This window comes from Azonexus sp. (genome assembly GCF_049652925.1).
Lineage (GTDB): Bacteria > Pseudomonadota > Gammaproteobacteria > Burkholderiales > Rhodocyclaceae > Azonexus.
In genome coordinates, this window is sequence record NZ_JBASFI010000014.1 from 120,442 (window position 1) to 146,931 (window position 26,490).

The window sequence follows — 26,490 nt, forward strand, 5'->3', positions numbered from 1 at the left end:
TTCAAAAACTCCGGGTTTGGCTGAGCGGCTGCTATCGGGAAACCGCGATGACCGGAATGGGCACAAAGCAGGAGTAGAGATCGGCGCCTTCGGGTGCCTTTCACATTTCTGGGAGCTACCTACTCGTCGTTATTCCCTCGAATTTCAATGCATCCCCCTCAGCGCACGCCAACGCTAATCCGGTCATAGCGCCCCTGTTCGTCCATCACCGTGATATCGACGCGGCCGGTTTCGGTCAGGCTGTGGATGAGCGGCTGGGTGGCCGGGCGGTGGGCGATCAGGCGGCCGTTGATGAGCCAGTAGACTTGCCCGCGCTGGCCGCGCAGTTCCAGGCGGATGACGGGCGGTTGGTCGGGGCGGGGGCGTTTGATGACTTCGCCGTTGCGCAGGCCGACGATACTCAGGCCGGCTTCCGGTTCGGCCTGGGTTTGGCACTTGGCATCCCAGGCCGGGGGCTGGGCTTTGGCGCGGAGGTCGGCGCTCAGCCAGGGCTCCAGCGCGGCAGGCCAGCGCACGGCTTCGACGCGGCGGCGCGGGCGGTCGCTGCATTCCGGGGTGACGCGCCGGCCGCTGGCGGCGTCGACTTCGTAGGCGTAGCGCACTTCGCCGCTGCGCAGGCGGTCGGGGAAGGTCGGCGGTGCCGTGTCGTTGAGCACCCAGGCCAGCGCCTGCTGGTAGCAGAGCGTCTGGTCGGCGGGGTCGAAACGGGTGCCGAGCGGCCAGCAGATTTTTTCCTGATGCACCGAGGCGGGCGGCGTTCGGGTTATCGCCGGCTGGCTGTCGACGGCGGAGAAGATGTCGACGAGCAGCGGCGCGGCGATGTTGGCGCCGAAGAAGCCGGGGTTGGGTGTGCCGTCCGGGCGGCCGATCCAGACGCCGACGGTGTAGCGGTCCGAGACGCCGATTGACCAGGCGTCGCGAAAGCCGAAGCTGGTCCCGGTTTTCCAGGCGATGCCGCGGCGAATGCCCGGCCCCTGCTCAACGGCACGGCCGACCGGGCCGCCCGATTCGAGCACGTCGCGGATGATGAAGGCGGCGCCGGGCGACAGCATGCGCTGCTCGACGAGCGGCGCTTCCGCCGTATAGCGAGGCTTGCCGGAGACGCCCTGGCGGGCGAAGGCGGTGTAGGCGCCGACCAGTTGTTCGAGCGTTGTGCCGGCGCCGCCGAGGATGACCGAGAGGTTGGGCGTTTCGCCCTTGGGGAAGTCGAGCTTGAGGCCGCCCCGGCGCAGGGCGGCGACGAAACGGTTCGGCTCCAGGCGGTCGAGGACTTCGACGGCCGGCACGTTGAGCGATTTGGCGAGGGCTTCGGAAACGCTGACCGCGCCGTGAAAGGATTGCTGGAAATTGCCCGGCTGGTAGCCGCCGAAAGACTGCGGCACGTCGGCGAGCAGCGATTCAGAGTGGATCAGCCCTTCATCGAGCGCCAGCCCGTAGAGGAAGGGCTTGAGCGTCGAGCCGGGCGAGCGCGAGGCGCGCACCATGTCGACGAAGGCGAAGCGGTCGGCGTCGCCGAAATCGGCTGAACCAGCGTAGGCGCGGACTTCCAGCGTTTCGTTATCGACCACCAGCGCGGCCATCGAGACGCGCGGCGGCAGGGCAGGCAGCCGGCTGGTCAGGAGCAGTTCGACGGTCTGCTGGGTCTGGGCGTCGATGGTCGTGTCGATGCGCTGACGGCCGCGCGCTTCCTTGCGCAGGCGTTCGGCGAGCAGGGGGGCGAGCAGCGGGTCGCGCAGGGTCTGGGCGATGATCGGTTCCTGCAGGGCATCCTGGATTTCGCTGTCCGGCCAGACGCCGGCCATGCGGAGCAGCACCTTGTCGCGCGCCACGCGGGCGCGTGCTGGCTGACGGTCCGGGCGCAGGCGAGAGGGGGCTTGCGGCAGGACGGTGAGCAGCGCGGCATCGGCGTGGCTCAGGCGTCGGGCCGGTTTGCCGAGATAGGCCCGGCTGGCCGCCTCGATGCCTTCGAGAACGCCGCCCATGGGCGCGTAATTGACGTAGATGGCGAGGATTTCGTCTTTCGAGTAGTGCAGTTCGAGTTGCAGGGCGCGCAGGATCTGCTTGCCTTTGCCGGCCAGCGTGCGCGGCGTTGGCTCGATGATGCGGGCGACCTGCATGGTCAGCGTCGAGCCGCCGGAAACGATGCGTCCGTGGCGCAACCATTGCCACGCGGCGCGTATCAGGGACAGCGGATTGACGCCGGGGTGCCAGCGGAACCAGCGGTCCTCGTAGCGTTCCAGCGCTTGCAGGTAGAGCGGTGAAATGTCGTCGAGCGCCACCGGGTAGCGCCAGACATGGTCGCGATCCGGAAAGGCCCGCAACGGCGTGCCGTCGCGGGCGACGATGAGCAGGGCGTTGGGTGCGTCGCGGCCGGGTACTGGCGGTGGAAAGGCGAGGTCGAGGGCCGCCAGCACCAGCAGGGCGAACAGCACGCCCCACTGCCAGCGTGGCCGGCTTTTCAGCCAGCCGCGCCAGTTTTTTTGCCAGCCCGCTACGCGCACCGGGCCTTAGGGCTTGGCCGGTGCTGGTGTCGCCGCCGCGACTGGCGCGGCAGCAGGGGCTGCGGCTGGTGCCGGCGTGGCAGCCGCCGGCTTTTCCTTGCCGTCGCTTACCGTCAGCGTGGCGTCGCCAGTGGCCAGGCCATAGACGTCCGGCCGGTACATGTCCTCGGCGTAGATCGGCGGGAAGACGAACTTGCCGGGGGTGACGACGCGGGCCCGGTAGAACAGGCTGAGCTTGCCGTGCAGGCGGGCGGCAACGACGAAACGGTCATCGCGGAACTCGACGTGCTGGATGCGCGGATCGAGCATGGCTTCGGCCGGATTGACGTTGTTGATCATCGTGCCGGCCATGCCTTCACCCTGGGCGATGTTGAGATTCTCTATCTCAAGACCGGCCGGGATGTGGTCGACGACCATGCCGGTATTGACCCAGCTACGCGGATTGACGTTGATGCGGACGATGACCGATTCGCCGACCTTCAGCGTGCGGCTCTTCATCGGCTTGCCATCCGCTTCGAACAGATCGCGGCTCAGGGCAATGGCATCGTCGCGGTTGGCCGGCATTTTCGCCGGGTTGCCACTCAGGCTGAGTTGCAGGTAGAGCCTTTCCTTGTGCGTGTTCTTGATGCGGATGCCGCTCTGCAAGGCGCCCGCTGACAGCGGCCGGATCACGTTGCCGGTGCCGTTGATGGTTTCCGGCTTGTCCTTGCCAAGCACTTCGGCCGTCCAGGCCATCTCGCCTTCGGCGGCTTTGGCGAAATTGCGGCCGAGCAGGAAGAGGGCGAGTTTCTCCTGGGTGCTGGTGTAGCGGTTCCTGCCGAGTTCGGCCGCGGCGATGGCAACCAGATTGTCCTGGCCTTCGATCTTCAGCTTGTGGCGGTCGAGCAGGGCGTAGGACAGGGCCGCATCGCGCAGCGGACTGCCGTAGTCGCCCCACCAATAGCCGTTGTCGCGGCTCTTCTTGACGCCTTCGGCCAGTGCCGTCTGGGCGCGGGTTTCGTCGCCCATGAGCTTGAGGGCCAGGCCGAGATGGACCAAGGCCAGCCCGGAATGGGCCTGGGCGCGGACTTCGAACATCTGGCGCAGGGTGGACAGCGGTGCCTTGGACTCGCGGGCCAGAACGTAGGCGCCATAGCTGAGCACGCCGAAGCGGCCGGAACCACCGTAACGGTAGTCCTGCCAGCCGTTCTCGTTGTAGACCAGCTTGCCGGTAGGCAGCCCGGCGGCACCTTCCTGCAAGTTCTTGAGCAGGAATTCCTGAGCGTTCTTCTGCATCGCCTCGGGCACCTTGAAGCCCTGTTCGCGGGCGTCGAGCAGGAAGTTGCCGACGTAGGCCGAGAGCCAGTACTGGTATTCGGAAACATTGCCCCACAGGCTGAAACCGCCGTTCGGCGCCTGCATGGCGCCGAGCCGCGCGATGGCCTTCTCCAGCATGTCGGCCCGCTGTTCGCGGGTGTAAGCCTTGAGGCCGAACAGCTTGGCGCCTTCCTCGTCGATCAAGACGTGCGGGTAGGCGGTGCTGGTCGTTTGCTCGGCGCAACCGTAGGGATAGGTGAGCAGGCCCTGAATGGCGCTGCGCACGTCGATTGGCGCCTTGTCGGAAAGCACCAGATGCGACTGCACGGTGCTCCTGATGAAGCCGCCAAGTTCGGCCTCCTTGACCTCGACCGTTTCGCCCGGTCCGACAGCAAGCAGCTTGAGTATCTGCTGTTGCGGCGTCGCGGCCTGGACCTGCAGGCCGAAGCTGCGTTCGAGCTTGAGCCCGGCGGCGCTGCTGACCAGCACGCGAACGTCGGTCAGCCCGAAGGCGTTGCCGGCTTCGAGCGGGAAGCGCAGGGTTTGCTTCTGCTGATCCTTGAGATCCAGTTCGCGTTCGGCGTTCTGGATCTTCAGGCCGTCGGCGTTCTCAATGCGGACTTTGAGCTTTTGCGCGGCGCCGGACAGGTTGTGCAGGTCGAGCGCGATGGTCGCGTTGTCGCCCACGGTCAGGAAGCGCGGTGTCATGAGCTCGGCGACGAGCGGCGCCGCGACGATGGTTTCCGCCTCGGCATTGCCGAACTTGTCGGGCGCCGCGACAACCGCCATCAGGCGCAGGGTGCCGTTGAAATCGGGCACGTCGAGTGCGATTTCGGCTTCGCCCTGGGCGTTGAGCAGCACCGGACCGGAGAACAGATCAACCAGCCGGACCTTCTTCGGCAGGCTCTTGGTGGCTTTCGGCGCAGCGTCGCCACCGAATTTGAGCTTGCCTTTCTGGCCACCCATCTTCTCGATCAGCCGGCCGTAAACGTCGTACTGATCAGCGCCGTAGCGCAGCTTGCCGAAGAAATGGCCGTGCGGGTCGGGCGTCGTGAAGCGCGTGATGTTGAGAATGCCGACATCGACGGCGGACAGCGTGACGACGGCCTGCTGGCCGGCGATGCCGGGTACCTTGACCTTCACCTTGAGGCGCGTGTCGGGCAGCATCTTCTTCGGCGCGTCGAGGCTGACCGCCAGCTTGCGGTCGCCGCGTTCGAGCGGCAGGTGGGCCAGACCGAGGGCACGGGCCGGGGTGACCTTTTCGCCGGCACTGCCGGGGCGCAGCACGACGGCCGAAACGTAGAGATCGTGACGCTTCCATTCCTTGTCGACGGGAATCTCGATGGTCGTGCCGTCGAGCGACACCGAGGTGCGCTTGACCCACAGCGTCTTATCGCCTTCGACGGTGATCAGTGCCTCGCCGGCATGCGGCGGGGTGATGGTCAGCTTGGCGGTTTCGCCGTCCTGATAGGCCGGCTTGTCGAATTTCAGCGCGACGCGGTCAGGGCGGACGCCCTGCGTTTCGTCGCCACGGGCGCTCCAGCCGGCGTAGAAACGGTATTTGGTGGTGAGCTGCGTCGCCGGGTCGGTGATTTCCAGGCGATAACGACCGTATTTGACCGGTACGCCAAGCTTGCCGCGAGCGCCGTCGGGAATGCTGACGCTGGCCGTGTCGACCAGTTCGTCAGTTTCGGTGAAGCCGGAATGCCAGCCGCGTTGGTCGTCGAAACGCCAGTAATAGTCGCGGTTTTCGCGGAACAGGCGGACCGGTAGCCCGGCGCCGGCGCTCAACTTGCCGTCGGCGTTGGCGCGGATGACCTCGAACTGCGCGATGCTGCCTTCGCGGGCGTAGTCGCTGGTGAACAGCGGGCGGACGCCGACCAGCACGGGGGCCGGCCAGATCACCCGCTCAAAATTGCGCACTATCGGCCGGCCACCGCTTTCGAGCAGGCTCAGCGTGGTCCGCACGGTGAAAGGCGAGCGCTTGCCCTGGGCTGGCGAGAGGTCAACATCAAGTGCCAGGTTGCCGTTTTCGTCGAGTTGATTCTGCTCCAGTTCGACGCGCTGACGCTGGCTGTCCTCGTTGGTGTCGCCAAACTCGAAGCCGGGCAGTTTCTGGGCGAGCGGATTTTTCTGGCGCTCGAAGACGGCGACGCCGAGAAGCTGGTTGCCGGCTGCCGGGGCGCCGTAGAGATAGGCGCCCTTGATATCGATGGTCAGCGTGTCGTCGGGCGAGACGGTAGCTTGCTTGCTGGCCAGGTCGAGCTTCATGCGTTCGGGCAGGAACTCCTCGACGCCGAAGCGGTAACTGGTGGTGGCCAGCTTGTCGGCCGGGTCGGCGCGCAGTTCCAGGGTCCACGAGCCGGTCGGCGCGTCGACCGGCAGTTCGATGCGGCTCTGGAAGTAGCCGCCCAGCTTGGCGTCCGGCTGCCAGGTCGCGGTGAACTGGCTCTTGCCGTCCGGGCGCTTGAGTATGGCCTGGATCGGCTGGGCTGGTACGGAACGCCCGTCGGCGTCGCGCGCCAATACCGAGAGGTCGAAACTTTCGCCGGGGCGGTAGAGGTTGCGGCCGGAATAGGCGAACAGGCGTACCGGCCGGCCGGGCAGGCCGGCGACGTCGTATTCGGACAGGTCGAGCGCCGGTTCCTTGAGGGTGATCATCGAAATCTGCTGGCCGTGGCGAGCGACGACAACCTTGGCGGCGGCTGGCCGTTCGGCAAAGTTGGCACGTCCGCTGCTGTCAGTTTCAGCTCGGGCGACGACCTTGGCGTTCTCGTCCATCCATGCCACTTCGACGCCGGAAATAGCTTTGCCGGTGGTTAGCGAACTGACCCAGGCATCGGCGCCCTTGGCGAACAGCCGGGTGCTCAGGCCGAGATCGCTGACGTAGAAGTAAGTCACCTGATAATCGTGGCGGAAGCGGTTCGGCTGGCTCATCACGGCGATGTAGATGCCGGGTTCGCGCAGTTCCTTGATGTCCTCGACCGGAAGGAAGGTGACGTTGCGTTTGTTGGGTTTTTGTTCAGTCAGGAAACGACCGACGAAGACGCTCTCGGTCAGGTTGTGCAGCGTGTCGAGCGACCAGTTGTTGACCGCACCCTTGAGATCGGTGGCGCGCCAGTCGTAATCGCCTTCGTACTCATAGTCGTAATCGTAGTCTTCGGTGTTCTGGCGTTTGGCGCGCTGCGGGCGCGGCCCGCTGATCACCTTGTCAAGGAACCGCGGCAGCTGGTCCGGCTTGACGCGGAGGAACTGGACATCAACCTCGGGTACATTGACCGTGACCACCGGCAGCCCACCGTTCTGCTTGGCCGGCAGCACCATGCCGCGGCTGGCGAAGTAGTAGGCCGGCGAGACGATGGCGGTGAGCACCGAATAGCGGCCTTCTTCGGTGAGTTTCTCGCCGGCCAGCGAGGGCAGACCGGCGGCAACGCGGACGACGTAACGGGTCTGCGCCTTGATGTGCGGGAAATACAAGATGCGCGGGTTGTCGCCGACGACCCAGGCGCCCTTGACGAGCTTGCCGCCGTCGATGGCGACATCCTCCGGTTTTGTGCTGATTTCCGGATTGCCGCTGCCGGGCGTGCCTTCGTTGCCAGTTTCCTCGTCATCCGCATGGACGCGCGGCGTGGCTTCGCCGGAGCGGTGCGGCATCTCGAAGACCTGGATTTGTTCGTCGTAGCCTTTGCGGGCATCCATCGGATGCGTGAAGCTCAATGCCAGGGCAGGCGAGCCCTCGAAGTCGCGATTGGCAAAGTCGGCGATCTGGAATGGTCCGTCGACCGGACCGCCGCCATCACCGTTCCACGTTTTGGCGACAAACACGCCGGCTGCTATTAGCGCGGCGACAACCAGCAAAAGTGGAACAATTCCGAAACCCCGGCGCATTTGCGAACGCAACATCGACCTCTCCCTGAAGCCGGCTCAACCGATGGTTGGCAGAGACAGCAAAATGTGGAGCGCGAATTATGACATGGCGTTGCGCCGGGTTTGTTGGCTGTGGGTGGTTTTCAGGCCTTCTTGACGAATTCCGACTTCAATTGCATGGCGCCGATGCCGTCGATCTTGCAGTCGATATCGTGATCGCCGTCGATCAGGCGGATGTTCTTGACCTTGGTGCCGACCTTGACGACCGACGACGAGCCTTTGATCTTGAGATCCTTGATGACGGTGACCGAGTCGCCGTCCTGCAGCACGTTGCCGTTGGCATCCTTCCAGACGCGGGCCTGCTCGGCGCTTTCGCCGGCATCCTTGCTCCATTCATGGGCGCATTCCGGACAGACGTAGTTCGTGCCGTCCTCGTAGGTGTATTCCGATTTGCACTTCGGACAGTTCGGCAAGCCGCTCATGGTGTTTCCTTTTTCAGTAGTCTTCTTCAAAGCCGCCCATCAGGTTGGGCAGCAGGATGTAGGCGCGTTTGAGGGCTTCGCTCAGGTCGGTCAGGACGTTTTCGTCACCGAGATGATCGATGAAGCCCGAGCGGTAGAGTAGCGAGCCGGGCTGCGAGTTGAGGCCGCAGACGAGCAAGGTGCAGCCGCGTTTGGAGAGCTTGTCTCGCAGGTTTTCGAGGCCCTCCAGCCCGGTGGTGTCGAGCTGGATCAGGCGCGTCATGTCGAGAATGACGACCTCGGGGTGGCCTTCGCGCGGATCAAGCAACTCTTCGAGCTTGTTCACCGCGCCAAAGAACAGCGAGCCGAACATCTGCCAGGCCGCAACGCGCATCGTGCCGTCCGGATAGAGGAATTGCGGTTCCTGGGCTTCTTCGCTGAGCGGCAGGCGGTCGATCTTGGTCAACTCCGACATCCGGTAAATGAAGAACAGGCTGGCCAGCACCATGCCGAGTTCAACGGCGATGGTCAGGTCGAAGAGCACGGTCACAAAGAAGGTGGCGAGCAGGATGATCCGGTAGTTGTAGCTGTAACGGCGCAACTCGACGAACTGGTGCCACTCGCCCATGTTGATGGCAACGACCATGACGATGGCCGACAGCGTGGCCAGCGGCACGTATGAGGCGAGCGGCGCGGCAACGAGGACGATGCCGAGCAGCACGGCGGCGTGGACCATGCCGGCGATTGGCGTCCGGCCACCGGACTTGACGTTGGTCGAGGTGCGGGCGATGGCGCCGGTCGCAGCAAAACCGCCGAACAAAGGCGCGGCGATATTGGACAGCCCTTGGGCAATCAGCTCCTGGTTGGGGTCATGACGGTCGTCAATCTGGCTGTCGGCAACGCGCGCCGAGAGCAGTGACTCAATGGCGCCGAGCAACGCGATGGTAATGGCCGGCGAGATCAGCTTGCCGATATCGTGAATCGACAGATCTGGCAGGCCGAAGTTGGGCAGTTCCTGCGGAATGCCACCAAACCGGCTGCCAATGGTCTGCACCGGCAGGTCGAACAGATAGGAGACCAGCGTCCCGACCAGGAGTACGGCAAGTGGGCCGGGGGCCCGGCGCAGGAAGGTAATGCGCTGGGCCAGCCAGTTGTAGGACAGCAGGAAGACAAAGCAGGCCGAGGCCAGGCCGAGGGTCGGCAGGTCGACCGTATGAGCGTTGGCGGCCAGGGTCTTGATGCGATGGAAAAATTCGGCCGGCAGGCTGTCGATTTGCAGCCCGAAGAAATCCTTGATCTGGGCAAGGAAGATGACGACGGCGATGCCGTTGGTGAAACCGATGACGACTGTAACCGGAATGAAGCGGATCAATTGCCCCATGCGGGCGAGGCCCATGGCAAGCAGAAAAATGCCGGCCAGAATGGTGGCACCCATCAGGTTGGCATAGCCGTGGATGGCGACGATGCCGTAAACAATGGGGATGAAGGCGCCGGTCGGGCCGCCGATCTGTACCCGTGAGCCGCCCAGCGCCGAGGTGATCAGGCCGGCCACGATGGCTGTCCAGATCCCAGCCGTCGGCGAACAGCCCGAGGCGATGGCGAAGGCCATGGCCAGCGGCAGGGCCAGTACGCCAACCGTGATTCCCGCCGCAATGTCCTTGCCGAATTGCGCGCGGTTATAAGTAGGCAGGCAATCCAGCAGCTTGGGGTGGAAGGCGATTTTCATGACGCACGCTCGGAGGGTAAGCGCAGCATTATATGAGCACCTTGTTAATCGTCAATGTTAATCACATGTTAATATGATGCAATACGAATCAAACAAGAGTGAATCATGGAGAAACGCACAGCACGTTTGACGATCCTGATCGATCCTCAGAAAAAGAAAATCTTCGAGGAAATCTGCGCCGCCAAGGACCTGACCTCGTCGCAGGTTGTCCGTCGTCTGGTGCGCCAATACATTATCGAAAATGCCGGCGACCGCGAGTTGCCGGCGTGGCTCAAGCCAAGCGGCAAGGTCGCTGACTAGTCCTGTTCGTTTTCAGGGGCCTTCCGCACCTTGTCCGGGTGATGTGCGCTGATATAGGCATCGAACTTGGCCTGCATTTGCGGCGACTGCTTGGCCAGTTCGCGCAGAATACGCGCCACTGCCCACAGCATGACGGCAACGCCGCCGGCAGTGCAGGCTACAGCTTCCACGGTCGACGTCGGAAAATCAGCCAAAATCGCGCCCTTGCCGGCGGCAAACCAGCTGGCCCCGATGCCAACGCAGGCCAAGCCAAACATGTCGACCAGCGCATAGAGGAATATCGGGCCGGTCAGCGTCGGGCGGGGAGGGCGATTGGTTCGATTGAGCATGTGCGTGGCCGGTTCTTGATTGGTTTGTTGATATTTATCAAATGGTCTTGACAAAGCGAAAGTCAAGGCTTGACTTATGCACAGAGTTGGGGCGTTTCGGCTCTCGGCTTTTCTTTCTGACTGATAGATTTGCCAGATTGGTGCGATGAATTAAATGTCGTTTAGAATCAATGTGTTGTCATTGAGCTCAAGTTTCAGGCAGGGTAAGGAAAATCCTTGTGGAACGGTCACTTAGCGACTTACCCCTTGATTCATTCACAGACTTATCCACAGTTTTTGTGGATAGTTCCAAAAGCCTAAACGGTATAGCTAGATTGGCTAGCTAAGTTAAAGTGAAACCTTAGGTTGTGTCACAATTTTGCTGCGGCGCAGCAGGCGATTCCTTGCTGCGCCAACCGTTTCGGACGGCATCAATTTATTTCACTCGCATCCCGGGTTGAGCGCCTGAATCGGGCGACAAAAGGAAAATCCCCGGGGTGTTGCCCTCGGTGTCCGAAGCAGCCAGGACCATCCCCTCGGACAACCCGAATTTCATCTTGCGCGGTGCCAGATTGGCCACCATCACGGTCAGTCGGCCAATCAGTTGCGCCGGGTCGTACGCAGCCTTGATGCCGGCGAAGACATTGCGCGTTTCGTTGTTACCGACCTCGAGGGTCAGTCGCACCAGCTTGTCGGCGCCTTCAACGTGTTCGGCGTTGGCGATGCGGACGATGCGCAGGTCGACCTTCATGAAGTCGTCGATGTTGCAGAACGGCTCCCACGGGCTTTCGGCCTTGACTTCGTTCTGCTGATGTTCAGCATGGCGCTGGGGTGACTGCTGCTCCTGCGTCGGAGCCAGCGATTCCTTGTTGGCTTCGACCAGCTTTTCGATCTGTTTCGGATCAACGCGGGTCATCAGGTGTTCGTAGGTATTGATGCCGTGGCCGGCGGCAAGCAGGCCTTGCGCGTCGGTCCAGTTGAGCGGCGCGATGTTGAGGAATTTCTCGACCTTGCCGGCCACCACCGGCAGGATTGGCTTGAGCAGCACGGTGAGCAGACGGAACAGGTTGAGCGCATTGGTGCAGGCCGCGTGCAGTTCAACTTCGCGGCCTTCCTGCTTGGCCAGTTCCCAGGGCTTGACGCTATCGACGTACTGATTGGCGGCATCGGTCAGCGCCATGATTTCGCGCATGGCCTTGCCGAATTCGCGGGCTTCGTAAAGCTCGGCGACGCGACCGGCTGCTTCCTGGATAGCCCTGATGGCCGGCAGGTCGGCGGCAGCAGGAGCCAGTTGGCCATTGAAGCGTTTGGTGATGAAGCCGGCCGAGCGGCTGGCGATATTGACGTACTTGCCGACCAGGTCGGAATTGACGCGGGCGCCGAAGTCTTCGAGGTTGAGGTCGATGTCTTCCATGCTGGCCGACAGCTTGGCGGCGTAGTAGTAGCGCAGCCATTCCGGGTTAAGGCCAGTGTCGAGATAGCTTTGGGCGGTGATGAAGGTGCCACGCGATTTTGACATCTTGGCGCCGTCGACCGTCAGGAAGCCGTGCGCGAAGATCTTGGTCGGCGTGCGGTAGCCGGCGTGTTGCAGCTCAGCCGGCCAGAACAGCGCGTGGAAATAGAGAATGTCCTTGCCGATGAAGTGGTAGAGCTCGGTCGTCGAATCCGGCTTGAAGTATTCGTTGAAATCAAGGCCGTTCTTGCTGCATAGGTTCTTGAAGGAGCCCATGTAGCCAATCGGCGCATCGAGCCAGACGTAAAAGTATTTGCCCGGCGCGTCGGGAATTTCGAAGCCGAAGTAGGGGGCGTCGCGTGATATGTCCCAGTCGGTCAGTTTGTTCTCGCCGGGGGCGCCCAGCCATTCCTGCATCTTGTTGGCGGCTTCGGTCTGCAACACGCCGTTGTCACGGCTGGTGTATTGGCGCAGGAACGACTCGCAACGCGGGTCGGAGAGCTTGAAGAAATAATGCTCGGAGTTGCGCAGTTCCGGCTTGGCGCCGGAGATGGCGGAGTAGGGTTCCTTGAGGTCGGTTGGCGCATAGGCCGCGCCGCAGGACTCGCAGTTGTCGCCGTACTGGTCCTTGGCACCGCACTTCGGGCATTCGCCCTTGATGAAGCGGTCGGGCAGAAACAGTTGCTTGACCGGGTCGTAGTACTGCTCGATGGTCCGCGTTTCGATCAGGCCGGCGGCGCGCAGCTTGAGGTAGATGTCGTTGGCGCAGTCGCGGGTTTCGTCCGAGTTGGTGCTATAGAAATTGTCGAAGCCGACGCCAAATCCCGCAAAGTCGCGCGAATGCTCGCCATGGACACGGGCGATCAGCGCTTCCGGCGTGATGCCTTCCTTTTCGGCACGGAGCATGATCGGCGTGCCATGTGTATCGTCGGCGCAGACGTACCAGCATTCGTTGCCGGCCATCTTCTGGAACCTTACCCAGATGTCGGTCTGGATGTATTCGACCAGATGGCCAAGGTGAATGGCGCCGTTGGCGTAGGGCAGGGCGGAAGTGACGAGAATTTTGCGCGACATGGGTGGGCAAGGCTGGAAAAATAAAGGGCAATTTTACCGCGAGGAAGCAGGGAGGCGATTCACAAATCCCGCGGACACACTTTCGTGAAAATTGTTAGAGAACGTAAACCAGTGTGCTCGATTGGTAAAACATGATCGATGAATGATTGCCGAAGCTGCACGAAGGGCGCAGAATTCGCCGCGGAACGGGAGGATCTATGATTTTTGCGGTGGTTGAGGACAGTAGAAGCCAGGCCGAAGTGCTCAAGGCGCTGTTGAAGAGCGAGGGGCATCAGGTTGAAGTGTTTGTGGATGGGAAGTCCTGCGTCGAGGCGCTCCAGACCCGAAGCTTCGATTTCTTTGTCATTGACTGGGTGCTGCCTGACATTGGCGGTGACGAAGTGCTCCGCCATGTGCGCGAAAAGTGCGGTTGGGAGGTTCCTGTTGTCTTCTGCACGGGCCGCACCGATGAGGAGGCTGCTTCCGACATCCTTCGTCTCGGGGCTGATGACTATATTCCGAAGCCGATCCGCTACATGGAGTTCATGGCACGGATTCATGCCCTGTTGCGCCGCCGTCAAGTGCGTCCGGCCACTGTACAGTTCGGCAGCATCGAGATCGACATGGAAGGTCGGAGGATCAAGCTGGCCGGGGTCGATGTCGATCTGACCCAGCGCGAATTCGAACTGGCCGTCATTCTCTTGCACAACGTCGGTCGCGTTCTGTCGCGGGATGAGCTGCTGAGCAGCGTCTGGGCGCGTGATGCCGGTGTCGATACGCGTACCGTCGATACCCATGCCAGCCGTCTGCGCAAGAAGCTGGGGCTGGCGGGTGAAAGCGGGCTGATGTTGTCGTCAGTCTATGGGCAGGGCTACCGTCTGGATACTGTCCACCAAGGCTGATTTCTGCCAACGTTTTGGGTATACTGGACAAAATCACTCGGGTATTGCCCGTTGCTCACCCCAAAACCGGAGTTTCCATGAGTCTTTCAGAACAGCAAGTCAGGGCGGCGCTTTCTGCTGCGGTCGACCCCAATACCGGCAAGGATTTCGTAGCCGGCAAGGTGGTCAAGAATGTGAAAATCGATGGCGACGACGTGTCGTTCGACATCGAACTGGCCTACCCGGCAAAAAGCCAGATCGATCCGATCCGCAAGCAGGTGATCGCTGCTGTGCGCACCCTCCCTGGGGTCGGTAACGTGTCCGCCAATGTTTTCAGCAAGATCGTCGCCCATTCCGTGCAACTTGGCGTCAAGTTGTTGCCGGGGGTCAAGAACATCATCGCCGTCGCTTCCGGCAAGGGCGGGGTCGGCAAGAGTACGACGGCCGTAAATCTTGCTCTGGCGCTGGCTCAGGAAGGGGCTCGGGTTGGTATTCTCGACGCCGACATCTATGGTCCGTCGCAGCCGCAAATGCTCGGCCTGGCCGGCCAGCAGCCGGAGTCGAAGGATGGCCAGAGCATGGAGCCGCTTGAGGCCTACGGCGTGCAGGCGATGTCGATTGGCTTCATGGTCGATGTCGAGACGCCGATGGTCTGGCGCGGCCCAATGGTGGCGCAGGCGCTCGACCAGATGTTGGGTCAGACCAATTGGAACGATATCGACTACCTTATCGTCGATATGCCGCCGGGCACCGGCGACATCCAGCTCTCGCTGGCCCAGAAGGTGCCGGTGACCGGCGCCGTGATCGTCACGACGCCGCAAGACATCGCGCTGATCGACGCGCGCAAGGGGTTGAAGATGTTCGAGAAGGTGAATATTCCCATCATCGGCATCGTCGAGAACATGAGCATCCACATCTGCTCGAAGTGCGGCCACGAAGAGCATATTTTTGGCGAGGGCGGCGGCGAGCAGATGTGTGCTGATTACAACGTCGAATTTCTCGGCAGTCTGCCGCTCGAAATGGCGATTCGCCAGATGGCCGATGGCGGCAAGCCGACCGTGGTCGGCGCGCCGGATTCCCGGACAGCCGAGATCTATCGTGGCATCGCTCGCCGTGTGGCGATCAAGATTGGCGAGAAAGCCAAGGACATGACCTCGAAGTTCCCCAACATCGTCGTGCAAAACACCTAATTTTTTGCCAAATCCCCAGACAAAGGCGGGTAAAATCCCGCCTTTGCTTTTTGTGGCGCGGACGATAAAAAATGACCATCAAATCAGACAAGTGGATACGCCGGATGGCGGCAGAGCACGGCATGATCGAGCCGTTTTCGCCAGAGCTGGTGCGCGAAGCCAATGGTCAGAAAATTGTTTCCTACGGTACCTCGAGCTACGGCTACGACATCCGCTGTGCCCGCGAATTCAAGGTGTTCACGAATATCAACTCGACTGTCGTCGATCCGAAGAACTTTGATCCGAAGTCTTTCGTCGAGATTGAGTCCGATGTCTGCATCATTCCGCCGAATTCGTTTGCCCTCGCGCGCACGATGGAGTATTTCCGCATTCCGCGCTCGGTTTTGACGGTCTGTCTTGGCAAGAGCACCTACGCCCGTTGCGGCATCATCGTGAACGTCACCCCCTTCGAACCCGAGTGGGAAGGTTATGTCACGCTGGAGTTTTCCAACACGACGCCGCTGCCGGCCAAGATCTACGCTGGCGAAGGTTGCGCCCAGGTGTTGTTCTTCGAGTCCGACGAAGTCTGCGAGACGTCGTACAAGGACCGTGGCGGCAAGTACCAGGGGCAGGTCGGTGTTACTTTGCCGAAAATCTGACGTCAGATCGTAACGAAATCGTCTTATTCTGTGACCCGCTGCGGCGGGTCGCCGCATTTTAAGGACTCACCATGCGCTTCCACTTTCCCGTCATCATCATCGACGAAGACTTCCGCTCGGAGAATACCTCCGGCCTTGGCATCCGGGCGCTGGCCGAAGCCATCGAGAAGGAAGGTCTGGAAGTGCTGGGCGTCACCAGCTACGGCGACCTGACCTCGTTCGCCCAGCAGCAGAGTCGCGCCTCGGCTTTCATCTTGTCGATCGATGACGAGGAACTGGCGCTGGAGCCGGAAGAGACGCTGGCCGAGCTGCGCGCCTTCGTCAAGGAAATCCGCAATCGCAATGCCGAGATCCCGATCTTCCTGCACGGCGAAACGCGCACCTCGCGTCACATTCCGAATGACGTGCTGCGCGAGCTGCATGGCTTCATCCACATGTTCGAGGACACGCCGGAGTTCATCGCCCGCAATGTCAAGCGCGAAGCCCGCGCCTATCTTGATTCGCTGCCGCCGCCGTTCTTCCGGGCGCTGGTCCATTACGCGGCGGACGGCTCTTATTCCTGGCATTGCCCGGGTCATTCGGGCGGCGTCGCTTTCCTGAAGTCGCCGGTCGGCCAGATGTTCCACCAGTTTTTCGGCGAGAACATGCTGCGTGCCGACGTCTGCAATGCCGTCGAGGAACTCGGCCAGCTGCTTGACCACACGGGGCCGGTTGCCGCTTCCGAGCGCAACGCGGCGCGCATCTTCAATTCCGACCACCTATACTTCGTCACCAACGGCACCTCGACGTCGAACAAGATCGTCTGGCACTCGACCGTCGCGCCGAACGACATCGTGGTCGTCGACCGCAACTGTCACAAGTCCATCCTGCACGCCATCATGATGACCGGGGCGATCCCGGTTTTCCTGATGCCGACGCGCAACAACTTCGGCATCATCGGGCCGATTCCGAAGAGCGAGTTTCTCTGGGAGAACATCCAGAAAAAGATTGCGGCCAACCCGTTCATTACCGACAAGACGGCCAAGCCGCGCGTCCTGACCATCACCCAGTCGACCTACGACGGCATCCTCTACAACGTCGAGGACATCAAGCAGGAGCTGGATGGCAAGATTGATACGCTGCACTTCGACGAAGCGTGGCTGCCGCACGCCGCTTTCCACGATTTCTATGGCGATTACCATGCCATCGGCGCCGACCGTCCGCGCTGCAAGGAGTCGATGATTTTCTCGACGCAATCGACGCACAAGCTGCTCGCCGGTTTGAGCCAGGCGTCGCAGATCCTGGTCCAGGATGCCGAGAACCAGAAGCTCGACCGCGACATCTTCAACGAAGCCTATCTGATGCACACCTCGACTTCGCCGCAGTACTCGATCATCGCCTCCTGCGATGTGGCGGCGGCGATGATGGAAGAGCCGGCCGGTACGGCGCTGGTCGAGGAATCGATTGCCGAAGCCCTCGATTTCCGCCGCGCCATGCGCAAGGTCGACGAGGAGTGGGGCGCCGACTGGTGGTTCAAGGTCTGGGGTCCGGACGATTTGTCCGAAGAGGGCATCGAGGAACGCGAAGCCTGGATGCTCAAGCCGGGCGAGCGCTGGCACGGCTTCAACAATCTGGCCGACGGCTTCAACATGCTCGACCCGATCAAGGCAACGATCATCACCCCGGGCCTCGATGTCGATGGCGATTTCGCCGACGAATTCGGCATCCCCGCCGCCATCGTTACCAAGTACCTGGCCGAGCACGGCGTTATCGTCGAGAAGTGCGGCCTGTACAGCTTCTTCATCATGTTCACCATCGGCATCACCAAGGGCCGCTGGAACACGCTGGTGACGGCGTTGCAGCAATTCAAGGACGACTACGACAAGAACCATCCGTTGTGGAAGGTGCTGCCCGAGTTCGTGCAGAAGAACCCGCGCTACGAGCGCGTCGGTCTGCGCGACCTATGCACGCAGATCCACAGCGTTTACAAGCAGAACGACGTGGCCCGCCTGACCACCGAGATGTATTTGTCTGACATGGTGCCGGCCATGCGTCCGGCCGATGCCTTCGCCAAGATGGCGCACCGCGACATCGAACGGGTGCCCGTCGACGAACTGGAGGGCCGCGTCACGGCCGTGCTGCTGACGCCTTACCCGCCGGGTATTCCGCTGCTGATTCCGGGCGAGCGCTTCAACGCGACGATCTGCAACTACCTGAAGTTTGCCCGTGAATTCAATGCCGCCTTCCCGGGCTTCGAGACCGACGTGCATGGCTTGGTCAAGGGCGGGGATGGGCGTTATTACGTGGATTGCGTGCGCTGATTGGCACGAATCGTCGTCCGGCGCAGCGGGCTGACCGCTGCGCCGCGACGATGAATTACTGCTTCCGGTAGGTCACGAAAGCGCAGCCTACGCTTTTCAAATTTGACGTTTTTTTCCAGTTGACCGTAGAAATCTCGGGAAACCATGCATCGCCCTCGGGTTCGAGGTCGACTTCGGTAATTTCGAGACGGTCAGCCAGCGCCATCGCCTGCGCGTAGATCTGCTCGCCGCCGATGATGAAAACGGTGTCGGCGGACGACGCCAGTTTCAGGGCATTTTCCAGGGAATCGGCCAATTCGGCTCCGGGGGCGGGGTAGTCGGTTTGTCGGCTGATCACGATGTTACGGCGGCCGGGCAGCGGGCGAAAGCGCGGCGGCAGCGATTCCCAGGTCTTGCGTCCCATGATCACCGTGTGGCCGGCAGTCAGCACCTTGAAGTGCGCCATGTCTTCCGGGATATTCCAGATCAGCTGGTTGTCCTTGCCGATCACGCGGTTCTTCGCCACGGCGGCGATGACGACGACTTCAGTCATGGGGTTCGCTCCGGAAACGGCGTAAATGGTTGATCAGGCCGCGCGTCGACGGGTCGAGACCGTCAGTTGGTGCCTCGTCGCGAATGCAGGGGGCGAGCTTGCCGGCCAGTTGCTTGCCGAGTTCGACGCCCCACTGGTCGAAAGAATTGAGGTTCCACAGCACGCCAAGGCAGAAGACCTTGTGCTCATAGAGGGCGATGAGCTGGCCCAGCGTGAAAGGTGTCAGTTCGGGCAGAACCAGCGTCGATGACGGCTGATTGCCCGGGAAGCGGCGGAACGGCAACAAATGCTCGGGAATGCCGGCGGCCCGCGCTTCGTCGACGGTCTGGCCGAAGGCCAAGGCCGACGACTGCGCCAGGCAGTTGGCGAGCAGGCCGCTGTGGTGGCCGGGCAGCGGAAAGTCGGATTTGCCCAGCGCAATGAAATCGCAGGCGACCAGCTCGCTGCCTTGGTGCAGCAGCTGGAAGAACGAATGCTGGCCGTTGGTGCCGGCTTCGCCCCAGAGTATCGGGTTGGTCGGGTAATCGACAGCCACCCCGTCGCGGTTGGCGCGCTTGCCGTTGCTCTCCATTTCGAGTTGCTGCAAGTGCGACGGGAGCAAGGCCAGCGAGTGGCTGTAGGGGAACACGCCGTTGCTGTGGGCGCGGAGAAAATTGGTGTTCCACAGCGCGATCAGCGCCAGCGTCAGTGGCAGGTTGCCTTCGGGGGTCGCATTGAAAAAATGCGTGTCCATGGCGTGGGCGCCAGCCAGTAACTGTTCGAAATGGCGGAAGCCGACGGCCAGCGCTATTGGCAGGCCGATAGCCGACCACATCGAGAAGCGGCCGCCTACCCAGTCCCAGAATTCGAAGACGTTTTCCGGGGCAATGCCGAATTCGGCCGTGGCGGCCAGATTGGTCGATGCCGCGACGAAATGGCGGGCGATGGCTTGCTCGTTACCTGCGGCGGCTAGCACCCAGTTTCTCGCCGTACGTGCGTTGGCCATCGTTTCCAGCGTCGTGAAGGTTTTGCTGGCGACGATGAACAGCGTGCTGCGCGGGTTGAGGTGGATTAGGGTGCTGGCCAGATCGGCGCTGTCGAGGTTGGAGACGAAATGCACCGTGACGTCGGGCTGGTGAAAGGCGCCGAGCGCCCGGACGGCCATTCGCGGACCAAGGTCGGAGCCGCCGATGCCGATGTTGACGACATCGGTGATGCGATCCCCCGAAAAGCCCCGCCATTGGCCGCTGTGAATCTGTTCGCAAAAGCCGGCCAGACGGGCCAGCACGCTCTTGACCTCGGCCGGCGCGGCGCCGCCAGCACGCAGATCGGCATGGCGAACAGCGCGTCCTTCCGTGTGGTTGATCGGCTCGCCGTTACGCATCCGCTCCATCCATGTCGGCAAGCCGGCTTGCTCGGCCAGTTGCCGGAGCAGACCCATGGTGTGCTGGTCGAGTCGCTGTTTCGAGTAGTCGAGCAGGAAATTGTCAGCTTGCACCGAGAACCGGTAAAAGCGGGCTGGATCGGCTGCAAACAACTCGCGCAGGTGGCGATGCTTGATGCTGCGCGCGTGTTCGGACAGCGCGAGCCAGGCGGGGCGCAGAGGCACCTGCATGATCAGACGGCCACCTGGGCGGCGATGTGCGGATGCGGCTCGTAGCCGTCGAGACGGAAGTCTTCGAATTTGAAGGCAAAAATGTCGTTGACCGTGGGATTGATCCACATCGTCGGTAGCGGGCGTGTTTCGCGCGAAAGCTGAAGTTTGGCCTGGTCGAAATGGTTCGCGTAAATATGCGAGTCGCCGAAGGTATGGACGAAATCGCCTGGCTGATAACCGCAGACCTGCGCCAGCATCATGGTCAGCAAGGCGTAGGAAGCGATGTTGAAAGGTACGCCGAGGAAGATGTCGGCGCTGCGCTGGTAGAGCTGGCAGGACAGCTTACCGTTCGCCACGTAGAACTGGAACAGACAGTGGCAGGGCGGCAGCGCCATGCTGTCCACGTCACCCGGGTTCCATGCTGAAACGATGTGGCGACGCGAGTTGGGATTGTTCTTCAGGCTGCTGACCAGTTGCGTGATCTGATCGATCAGGCGGCCATCCGGGGTTTCCCAGCGGCGCCACTGCTTGCCGTAAACCGGACCGAGGTCGCCATTTTCATCGGCCCATTCGTCCCAGATGCGGACGCCGTTTTCCTTGAGGTAGGCAATGTTGGTGTCGCCCTGCAGGAACCACAGCAATTCGTGCACGATGGATTTCAGATGGAGCTTCTTGGTCGTCACCATCGGAAAGCCCTTGGCCAGATCGAAGCGCATCTGCCAGCCAAAGACCGAGCGCGTGCCGGTCCCCGTGCGGTCGGATTTGTCGTGCCCGTTGTCGAGAACGTGGCGCATCAGGTCAAGGTAGGGCTGCATCGAGTCGGCTGTCCGAGGCTATCAATAAGCGATCTATTTTACATGGCAGACACAATCATCGTCTGCCCGCAGAATTGTGATTATCTAATTCCAATATTTCAAAGCGTGGAAATTGCTCACGGCAGAAGGCGGTATATCGGTCTACACTGGAAAAAGAAATTATTCGAGGAGGGAGCAGTGCTTAACAAGGTTGCCAATCTGGGCGGTATGTTTGCCCAGAAAACAGATCATCCACTGGCCAATGCGCGCGAGCTGCGCCGGGTCATGAGCGAATTGCCCACGGACAACGCCTTCAAGGCGCTCGACGAAATTTCCGGCTGGCTGGAATCGCTGGACGGAGTCGGTAATTTCCCCGCCAGCACCTTGTACGAGGTGCTCGAGCAGTTCGACGAGGCGGCACAGCCGCATCTCAAACGACTTTCCCGCGAATATTTCGGGGCTACCCGTCTGTCGAAATCCGAAGAAAATCGCCTGTGGTCGATCAACTATGGCTTCTGGACCCGGCTGGCCGCAGCCTATGAGCGCTGCCTGCTATCGGTCGGCGACAAAATCCGGCCTGGCGACCTGGCGAAGGCGGTGCTGCCAAGCTTGTGCGTTCGTCTGATTGTTGCGCTCGGGCGCGCCCTCAAGTGGGAGCAATTCCACTATGGCCCGTCGCCGGATACGTCCTGGCAGAGCCTCGGGCGGGCCTTGCTGAGTGCCGAGGAGGCGGGCGTGGCGAGCCGGGCCGTGGCCTTGCCGGGCCGAAGTGGCATGACCTCGCCGCAGCAGGAATACGAAAAGGTCATGATTTTCCAGGCGGCATCGCTCGATAGTCTGCTGCCTGTCGGCATAGAGCTTGCCGAGTACGTGATCGCCCATTTTCTGCCGGGCTTCGTGTTTACGGCCGAGGCCCAGATTGACAGCGTTTACTGGGTCGACCTCAAACTGGCCCTGCCGCCACAACGTTTGGCCCGCATGCCGGCGCAAGCCGCACCGACCCAGCGTTTTCTCAAGCCCGGTGCGGCCCATGAGGCAATGCGGGCGGTGCTCGAGAGCCTCGAGCGGGGCGGCGACATGCCGGCCGAGGTCAGCCTGGGCGGGCAGTATCCCGTCAAGCTGCTGGTCACAGTGTTCCGCCATTTGACCAACTACCTGTCGCCGATCCCGCCGCAGCGCCTGCACGACCGTCATCGCGTGACGCACCGGATGTCTGTGCTGAACGGGCTGGTCAACGCTTTCGTGGTGTTCTCCGATGAGTTTGGCGGTCGCCCGGCCGGTTTGCCGACCGAGAACTGGGTTGCCGAAAATGTCAGCCGTGGCGGCTTCGGTGCCTTGCTCGACAGCATTCCCGGCGAATGGCTGAAGGTCGGTGCCCTGCTCGCCATGCAGCCCGAAGGCGGCGACAACTGGCTGCTCGGGGTGGTTCGCCGTTATCACCGGCTATCCGAAAAGGATGCCCGCGTCGGCATTCAGGCGCTGGCTACCAAGGCTGTTTCGATCGAGGTCCGGCCGCGGGGCACTTCCATCTACATGGCGGCAGCAGGCGCAACGCCAGCCTTGATGCTGCTCGATGGCAACGAACCCGACGAGTTTCGGGTAATTCTGCCGCCGATGACTTTCGATCCGCGCGACAGCATGGAGTACGCCCGGGATGGCAAGCGCTTTCAGCTGACGCCGATTTCACTGGTCGAGCAGACGGGTGATTACGAACTGGCGCGTTACCGCCGGAGCCCGCTCGGCTGATTACGGCTGTCTGGCCCGAATCGCCGATTTGGGACGGAAAGCCTTGATGACCGCTTCGTTCGTTTCGGCGTAGGGGCCGCCGATCAGGTCGATGCAGTAAGGCACGGCGGCGAAAATGCCGACATGGGCGACCGTCCCGTCAGCGTTGCGGACGCCTTCCAGCGTTTCCTTGATCGATTTCGGCTGGCCGGGCAGGTTGATGATCAGCGCCTGCTTGCGGATGACGGCGATCTGCCGCGACAGGATGGCGGTCGGCACGAAATTCAGGCTGATCCGGCGCATTTCTTCGCCAAAGCCCGGCATTTCCTTGTCGGCTATGGCCAACGTCGCTTCCGGGGTGACGTCGCGCAGGGCCGGGCCGGTGCCGCCGGTGGTCAGGACCAGATGGCAATTGCTACGGTCAACCAGAGAAATCAGCGTATTTTCAATTGTCTCGCGGTCGTCGGCGATCAGGCGCGTTTCGGCGCGCCACGGCGTGCTCAGGGCTGCCGACAGCCATTCCTGCAAGGCCGGGATACCCTTGTCTTCGTAAACGCCAAGCGAGGCGCGATCGCTGATCGAGACGAGGCCGACAATCAGTTCTTCACTCATCGCCAGTTTCCTCTTCTGCCGCCGGCGTACCCTGTTTGTCCAGTTCCTGCAGGATCTGGAAAATGGCTCGGAAGTTTTTCGGCGGCTTGTTGTTTTCCTGTTCTTTCAGCGCATTGCGGCGCAACTGGCGCATGTGCTGTTGATCGATAGACGGCCAGACGGCGGCAATTTCGGCGAGGTAGGCTTCGTCTTCGAGAAAGCGGTTGCGGAAACGCTCCAGCCGATGCAGGCGGGCCGTTTCGGCTGACGATTCGCCGCGCAGCATGGCCAGGCCGGCCCGGATTGGCTCGTCGTCGACGCCGCGCATGAGCTTGCCGAGGTACATCACCTGCCGGCGATGGGCGCCGTGGGCGGTGATCTTCTGGCATTCGCGAACGGCTTCGAAAATATTTTCCGGCAGTTTGATTGCCTTCAGTTGGCCGACCGAAAGCTCGACTAGTTCTTCGCCGAGATCGCGCAGTTCATGCATCGCCTCCTTCTTTTTGGTCTTGGAGGGGCGGCCGGTGTCTTCGGTGAAATCTTCTTCTTGCATGGGTACGTCCGGTGCAGGCAATAACGGGCTGTTATGATAGCGACTTTCCCGCTCCGACGCCGCCTCCATGTCCGAAACTGCCGCATTTTCCTATTCCCACGCCACCTTGCAGCAACTCTCCGAGGATGTGCTCAAGCACGCCAGGAGCAAGGGGGCGACGGCCTGTGAGGTCGATGTCTCCGAAGGTTTCGGCCAGTCGGTGACGGTGCGCTGCAACGAGGTCGAGACCATCGAGTTCAATCGCGACAAGGGTATCGGCATCACGATCTACTCTGGTCAGCGCAAGGGCTACGCCAGCACCTCCGATTTTTCGGCTCAGGCATTGCGCGAAACGGTTGAGGCGGCACTAGATATTGCCCGCTTCACGGCTGAAGACGATTGTGCCGGCTTGGCCGATGCGGCGTTGATGGCCAAGGATTACCCGGATCTCGATTTGTACCATCCCTGGGCCTTGACCGTCGAAGAGTCGATCGAGACGGCCCGCCGGTGCGAACAGGCCGCTTTCGAGGCCAGCCCGCTGGTCAGCAATTCGGAAGGGGCGTCGATCTCGACGCAGCAGGCCCATTTCGTCTCGGCCAACAGCCTTGGCTTCATGGGGGGCTATCCGACCTCGCGCCATTACATTTCGTGCTCGGTGATTTCCGGCGAGCAGGATGCGATGCAGCGCGACGATTGGTATACGACGCATCGCGACGCCAAGCGCCTGGATGACGCGGCGCAGGTTGGTCGCATTGCGGCCGAACGCGCCGTGGCGCGGCTGGGCGGCCGCAAGGTCAAGACTGGTGAGTTCCCGATCATCCTCGAAGCGCCGCTGGCTGGCGGCCTGCTCGGCAGTCTGGTGCATGCGGCGAGCGGCGGGGCGCTGTATCGCAAATCCTCTTTCCTGATCGATCAACTCGGCAAGAAAATCATGCCGGACTTCATCAACATCGCCGAACGCCCGCACATTCCCTGCGGCCTGGGCAGTGCGTCCTTCGACAGCGATGGTGTGGCAACGAAGGATCGCGATCTGGTCGCCAACGGCATCCTGCAGGGCTACTTCCTGAGCACTTACACGGCGCGCAAGCTGGGCATGCAGACGACAGCCAATGCCGGCGGCAGCCATAATCTGGTCATCCAGCCCGGCGAGCTCGATCTTGAAGGCCTGATGGCCAGGATGGGCCGCGGTCTGCTCGTTACCGAACTGCTCGGTCACGGTATCAATTACGTGACCGGCGACTATTCGCGCGGCGCCGCCGGCTTCTGGATCGAGGACGGAAAGATTGCCTATCCGGTCGAGGAAATCACCATTGCCGGCAATCTCAAGGCCATGCTGGCCGGCATCGTCGCCGTTGGCAACGACGTTCAGGTCCGCGGCTCGAAGCAGACCGGCTCGATCATGCTTGACCGGATGACGGTGGCTGGCGACTGACCAGTTTTGTTGGTGAGCGTGATGCGGATTGGGTGTTTTTGACTGGCAATTAGGGATTTTCCCAATCGGGTTTTCTCCAATCGCAATTTTCATTCTGTTTCCTAGAATGGGGTCTGTTGTAAAAACCTCAAAAATTCACTGTCCAGGAGACAAGATGCAACGTCGTGATTTTCTCAAAAAGGCTTCCATCGGTGCTGCCGCCGGTGCCGCCGCCACCATCGCCGCGCCGGCGATTGCCGCCGATCTGCCGAGCATCAAGTGGCGCCTGACTTCCAGCTTCCCGAAGAGCCTGGATACCATTTACGGCGGTGCCGAACAATTGGCCAATCGCCTGCGTGATTTGACCGGCGGCAAGTTCGACATTCGCGTCTTCCCGGGCGGTGAAATCGTTCCCGGCCTGCAGGCGCTGGATGCCGTGCAGCAGGGTACCGTTGAGTGCTGCCACACTGCTTCCTATTATTACGTCGGCAAGGATCGCACCTTCGCTTTCGGCACGACCATCCCGTTCGGCATGAATGCCCGCCAGACCAACGCCTGGATGTACCAGGGTGGCGGACAACAGTTGCTTGACGAGTTCTACGCCGGCTACAACTGCGTTTCATTCCCGGGCGGCAACAGTGGCACCCAGATGGGCGGCTGGTGGCGCAAGGAAGTGAAGACCGTGGCCGACCTCAAAGGCATCAAGATGCGCATCGGCGGCCTGGGCGGTGCCGTGCTGACGCCGCTCGGCGTCGTGCCGCAGCAGATCGCCGCCGGCGATATCTACCCGGCGCTGGAAAAGGGTACGATCGATGCCGCCGAGTGGATCGGTCCTTACGACGACGAGAAGCTGGGTTTCTACAAGGTAGCCAAGAATTACTACGGCCCGGGCTGGTGGGAGCCGAGCACCTGTCTCGAATTCTTCGTCAACAAGAAGGAATGGGACAAGCTGCCCAAGGAATACCAGGCTGCATTCGCCTGCGCCGCCGCCGAAGCCAACGTGACAATGACCGCCGAGTACGATCACAAGAATCCGATCGCCCTGGCCAAGTTGCTGCAAAACGGCGTCAAGCTGCATGCCTTCTCCAAGGAAATCATGGAAGCCGCCTACAAGTCGGCCCTGCAGCTCTACGCCGACGAGTCAGCCAAAAATCCGGCCTTCAAGAAGATCTACGATTCCTACTCCAAGTATGCCAAGAGCCAGCGTGCCTGGTTTGCGGTGGCGGAAATGCCGATGGACCAGTTCAATCAGGCCCATCGCTAAGCGACATTGATTGTTGTTGGGAGAAAGAGGCTGGGCAGCGTGCGTTGTTCCAGCCTTTTTATTGCTGCTTTCGGGCGTAGCCGGTCGTCGT

At 61.6% G+C, this 26,490-nt stretch carries 19 protein-coding genes; 8 read left to right on the top strand and 11 right to left on the bottom strand.

Features of this window, described 5'->3' with window-relative positions; genetic code table 11:
* Nucleotides 1-158: 158 nt before the first annotated feature.
* The 4 genes from pbpC to WBK19_RS06995 all read right to left on the bottom strand — a co-directional run bounded on the left by pbpC (nucleotide 159) and on the right by WBK19_RS06995 (nucleotide 9,851).
* On the bottom strand, nucleotides 159-2,432 hold the full coding sequence (pbpC, locus tag WBK19_RS06980) for a penicillin-binding protein 1C (RefSeq protein WP_511288210.1): 2,274 nt from the start codon (nucleotides 2,430-2,432) through the stop codon (nucleotides 159-161).
* 75 nt (nucleotides 2,433-2,507) lie between these two features.
* Nucleotides 2,508-7,700: an alpha-2-macroglobulin family protein gene (locus WBK19_RS06985; RefSeq protein ID WP_511288212.1), complete on the bottom strand. Its 5,193-nt coding sequence runs from the start codon at nucleotides 7,698-7,700 to the stop codon at nucleotides 2,508-2,510.
* A gap of 107 nt (nucleotides 7,701-7,807) precedes the next feature.
* Entirely contained in the window at nucleotides 7,808-8,146 is a 339-nt protein-coding gene (locus WBK19_RS06990; protein WP_511288214.1) for a zinc ribbon domain-containing protein YjdM, read from the bottom strand.
* A 13-nt stretch (nucleotides 8,147-8,159) separates the two neighbouring features.
* Nucleotides 8,160-9,851, bottom strand: coding sequence for a SulP family inorganic anion transporter (locus WBK19_RS06995; protein WP_511288216.1), 1,692 nt, complete (start codon nucleotides 9,849-9,851; stop codon nucleotides 8,160-8,162).
* A gap of 105 nt (nucleotides 9,852-9,956) precedes the next feature.
* Between WBK19_RS06995 and WBK19_RS07000 the strand changes: the two genes are divergently transcribed.
* Nucleotides 9,957-10,151 carry a ribbon-helix-helix protein gene (locus tag WBK19_RS07000; protein ID WP_494648195.1) on the top strand — a complete coding sequence of 65 codons (195 nt, stop codon included), beginning with the start codon at nucleotides 9,957-9,959 and terminating at the stop codon, nucleotides 10,149-10,151.
* Here WBK19_RS07000 and WBK19_RS07005 read toward each other — a convergent pair.
* Together WBK19_RS07005 and metG are read right to left on the bottom strand one after the other, a co-directional pair.
* A complete protein-coding gene (locus WBK19_RS07005) occupies nucleotides 10,148-10,480 on the bottom strand; it encodes a hypothetical protein (protein ID WP_511288218.1) in 333 nt (110 codons plus the stop codon). The genes WBK19_RS07000 and WBK19_RS07005 overlap by 4 nt on opposite strands.
* A gap of 415 nt (nucleotides 10,481-10,895) precedes the next feature.
* Nucleotides 10,896-12,986, bottom strand: a complete 2,091-nt coding sequence (gene metG / locus WBK19_RS07010) for a methionine--tRNA ligase (RefSeq protein ID WP_511288220.1) — start codon at nucleotides 12,984-12,986, stop codon at nucleotides 10,896-10,898.
* Between the two features lie 197 nt (nucleotides 12,987-13,183).
* Between metG and WBK19_RS07015 the strand changes: the two genes are divergently transcribed.
* The 4 genes from WBK19_RS07015 to WBK19_RS07030 all read left to right on the top strand — a co-directional run bounded on the left by WBK19_RS07015 (nucleotide 13,184) and on the right by WBK19_RS07030 (nucleotide 17,974).
* Nucleotides 13,184-13,867, top strand: coding sequence for a response regulator transcription factor (locus WBK19_RS07015; RefSeq protein ID WP_511288222.1), 684 nt, complete (start codon nucleotides 13,184-13,186; stop codon nucleotides 13,865-13,867).
* 77 nt (nucleotides 13,868-13,944) lie between these two features.
* Nucleotides 13,945-15,036, top strand: a complete 1,092-nt coding sequence (gene apbC, locus WBK19_RS07020; RefSeq protein ID WP_511288224.1) for an iron-sulfur cluster carrier protein ApbC — start codon at nucleotides 13,945-13,947, stop codon at nucleotides 15,034-15,036.
* Between the two features lie 71 nt (nucleotides 15,037-15,107).
* Complete coding sequence (gene dcd, locus WBK19_RS07025; RefSeq protein WP_226403733.1) at nucleotides 15,108-15,674, top strand: dCTP deaminase; 567 nt, start codon at nucleotides 15,108-15,110, stop codon at nucleotides 15,672-15,674.
* 71 nt (nucleotides 15,675-15,745) lie between these two features.
* Complete coding sequence (locus WBK19_RS07030; protein WP_511288226.1) at nucleotides 15,746-17,974, top strand: Orn/Lys/Arg family decarboxylase; 2,229 nt, start codon at nucleotides 15,746-15,748, stop codon at nucleotides 17,972-17,974.
* Between the two features lie 55 nt (nucleotides 17,975-18,029).
* Here WBK19_RS07030 and WBK19_RS07035 read toward each other — a convergent pair whose 3' ends face one another.
* From WBK19_RS07035 to WBK19_RS07045, 3 genes are read right to left on the bottom strand one after another with little or no spacing between them, the layout of a single operon-like run.
* Nucleotides 18,030-18,506, bottom strand: a complete 477-nt coding sequence (locus WBK19_RS07035) for a dihydrofolate reductase (RefSeq protein ID WP_511288228.1) — start codon at nucleotides 18,504-18,506, stop codon at nucleotides 18,030-18,032.
* Nucleotides 18,499-20,100, bottom strand: coding sequence for a glucose-6-phosphate isomerase (gene pgi / locus WBK19_RS07040; protein ID WP_511288230.1), 1,602 nt, complete (start codon nucleotides 20,098-20,100; stop codon nucleotides 18,499-18,501). Before pgi ends, WBK19_RS07035 begins: the two co-directional genes overlap by 8 nt.
* 2 nt (nucleotides 20,101-20,102) lie before the next feature.
* Nucleotides 20,103-20,897, bottom strand: coding sequence for a thymidylate synthase (locus WBK19_RS07045; protein WP_511288232.1), 795 nt, complete (start codon nucleotides 20,895-20,897; stop codon nucleotides 20,103-20,105).
* Between the two features lie 177 nt (nucleotides 20,898-21,074).
* Here WBK19_RS07045 and WBK19_RS07050 point away from each other — a divergent pair, with 177 nt between their 5' ends.
* Entirely contained in the window at nucleotides 21,075-22,622 is a 1,548-nt protein-coding gene (locus WBK19_RS07050; RefSeq protein ID WP_511288234.1) for a cyclic-di-GMP receptor FimW-related protein, read from the top strand.
* Here the strand turns inward: WBK19_RS07050 and mog are convergent, their stop codons facing one another.
* Both mog and yjgA read right to left on the bottom strand, forming a co-directional pair.
* Nucleotides 22,623-23,213: a molybdopterin adenylyltransferase gene (gene mog / locus WBK19_RS07055; RefSeq protein ID WP_511288236.1), complete on the bottom strand. Its 591-nt coding sequence runs from the start codon at nucleotides 23,211-23,213 to the stop codon at nucleotides 22,623-22,625.
* Nucleotides 23,206-23,745, bottom strand: a complete 540-nt coding sequence (yjgA, locus tag WBK19_RS07060) for a ribosome biogenesis factor YjgA (RefSeq protein WP_511288238.1) — start codon at nucleotides 23,743-23,745, stop codon at nucleotides 23,206-23,208. The genes mog and yjgA overlap by 8 nt, the downstream gene beginning before the upstream one ends.
* Nucleotides 23,746-23,812: 67 nt before the next feature.
* Here yjgA and pmbA point away from each other — a divergent pair, with 67 nt between their 5' ends.
* Nucleotides 23,813-25,156: a metalloprotease PmbA gene (gene pmbA, locus WBK19_RS07065; protein WP_511288240.1), complete on the top strand. Its 1,344-nt coding sequence runs from the start codon at nucleotides 23,813-23,815 to the stop codon at nucleotides 25,154-25,156.
* Nucleotides 25,157-25,310: 154 nt separating this feature from the next.
* Nucleotides 25,311-26,399 carry a TRAP transporter substrate-binding protein gene (locus WBK19_RS07070; protein ID WP_511288242.1) on the top strand — a complete coding sequence of 363 codons (1,089 nt, stop codon included), beginning with the start codon at nucleotides 25,311-25,313 and terminating at the stop codon, nucleotides 26,397-26,399.
* Nucleotides 26,400-26,490 lie beyond the last annotated feature (91 nt).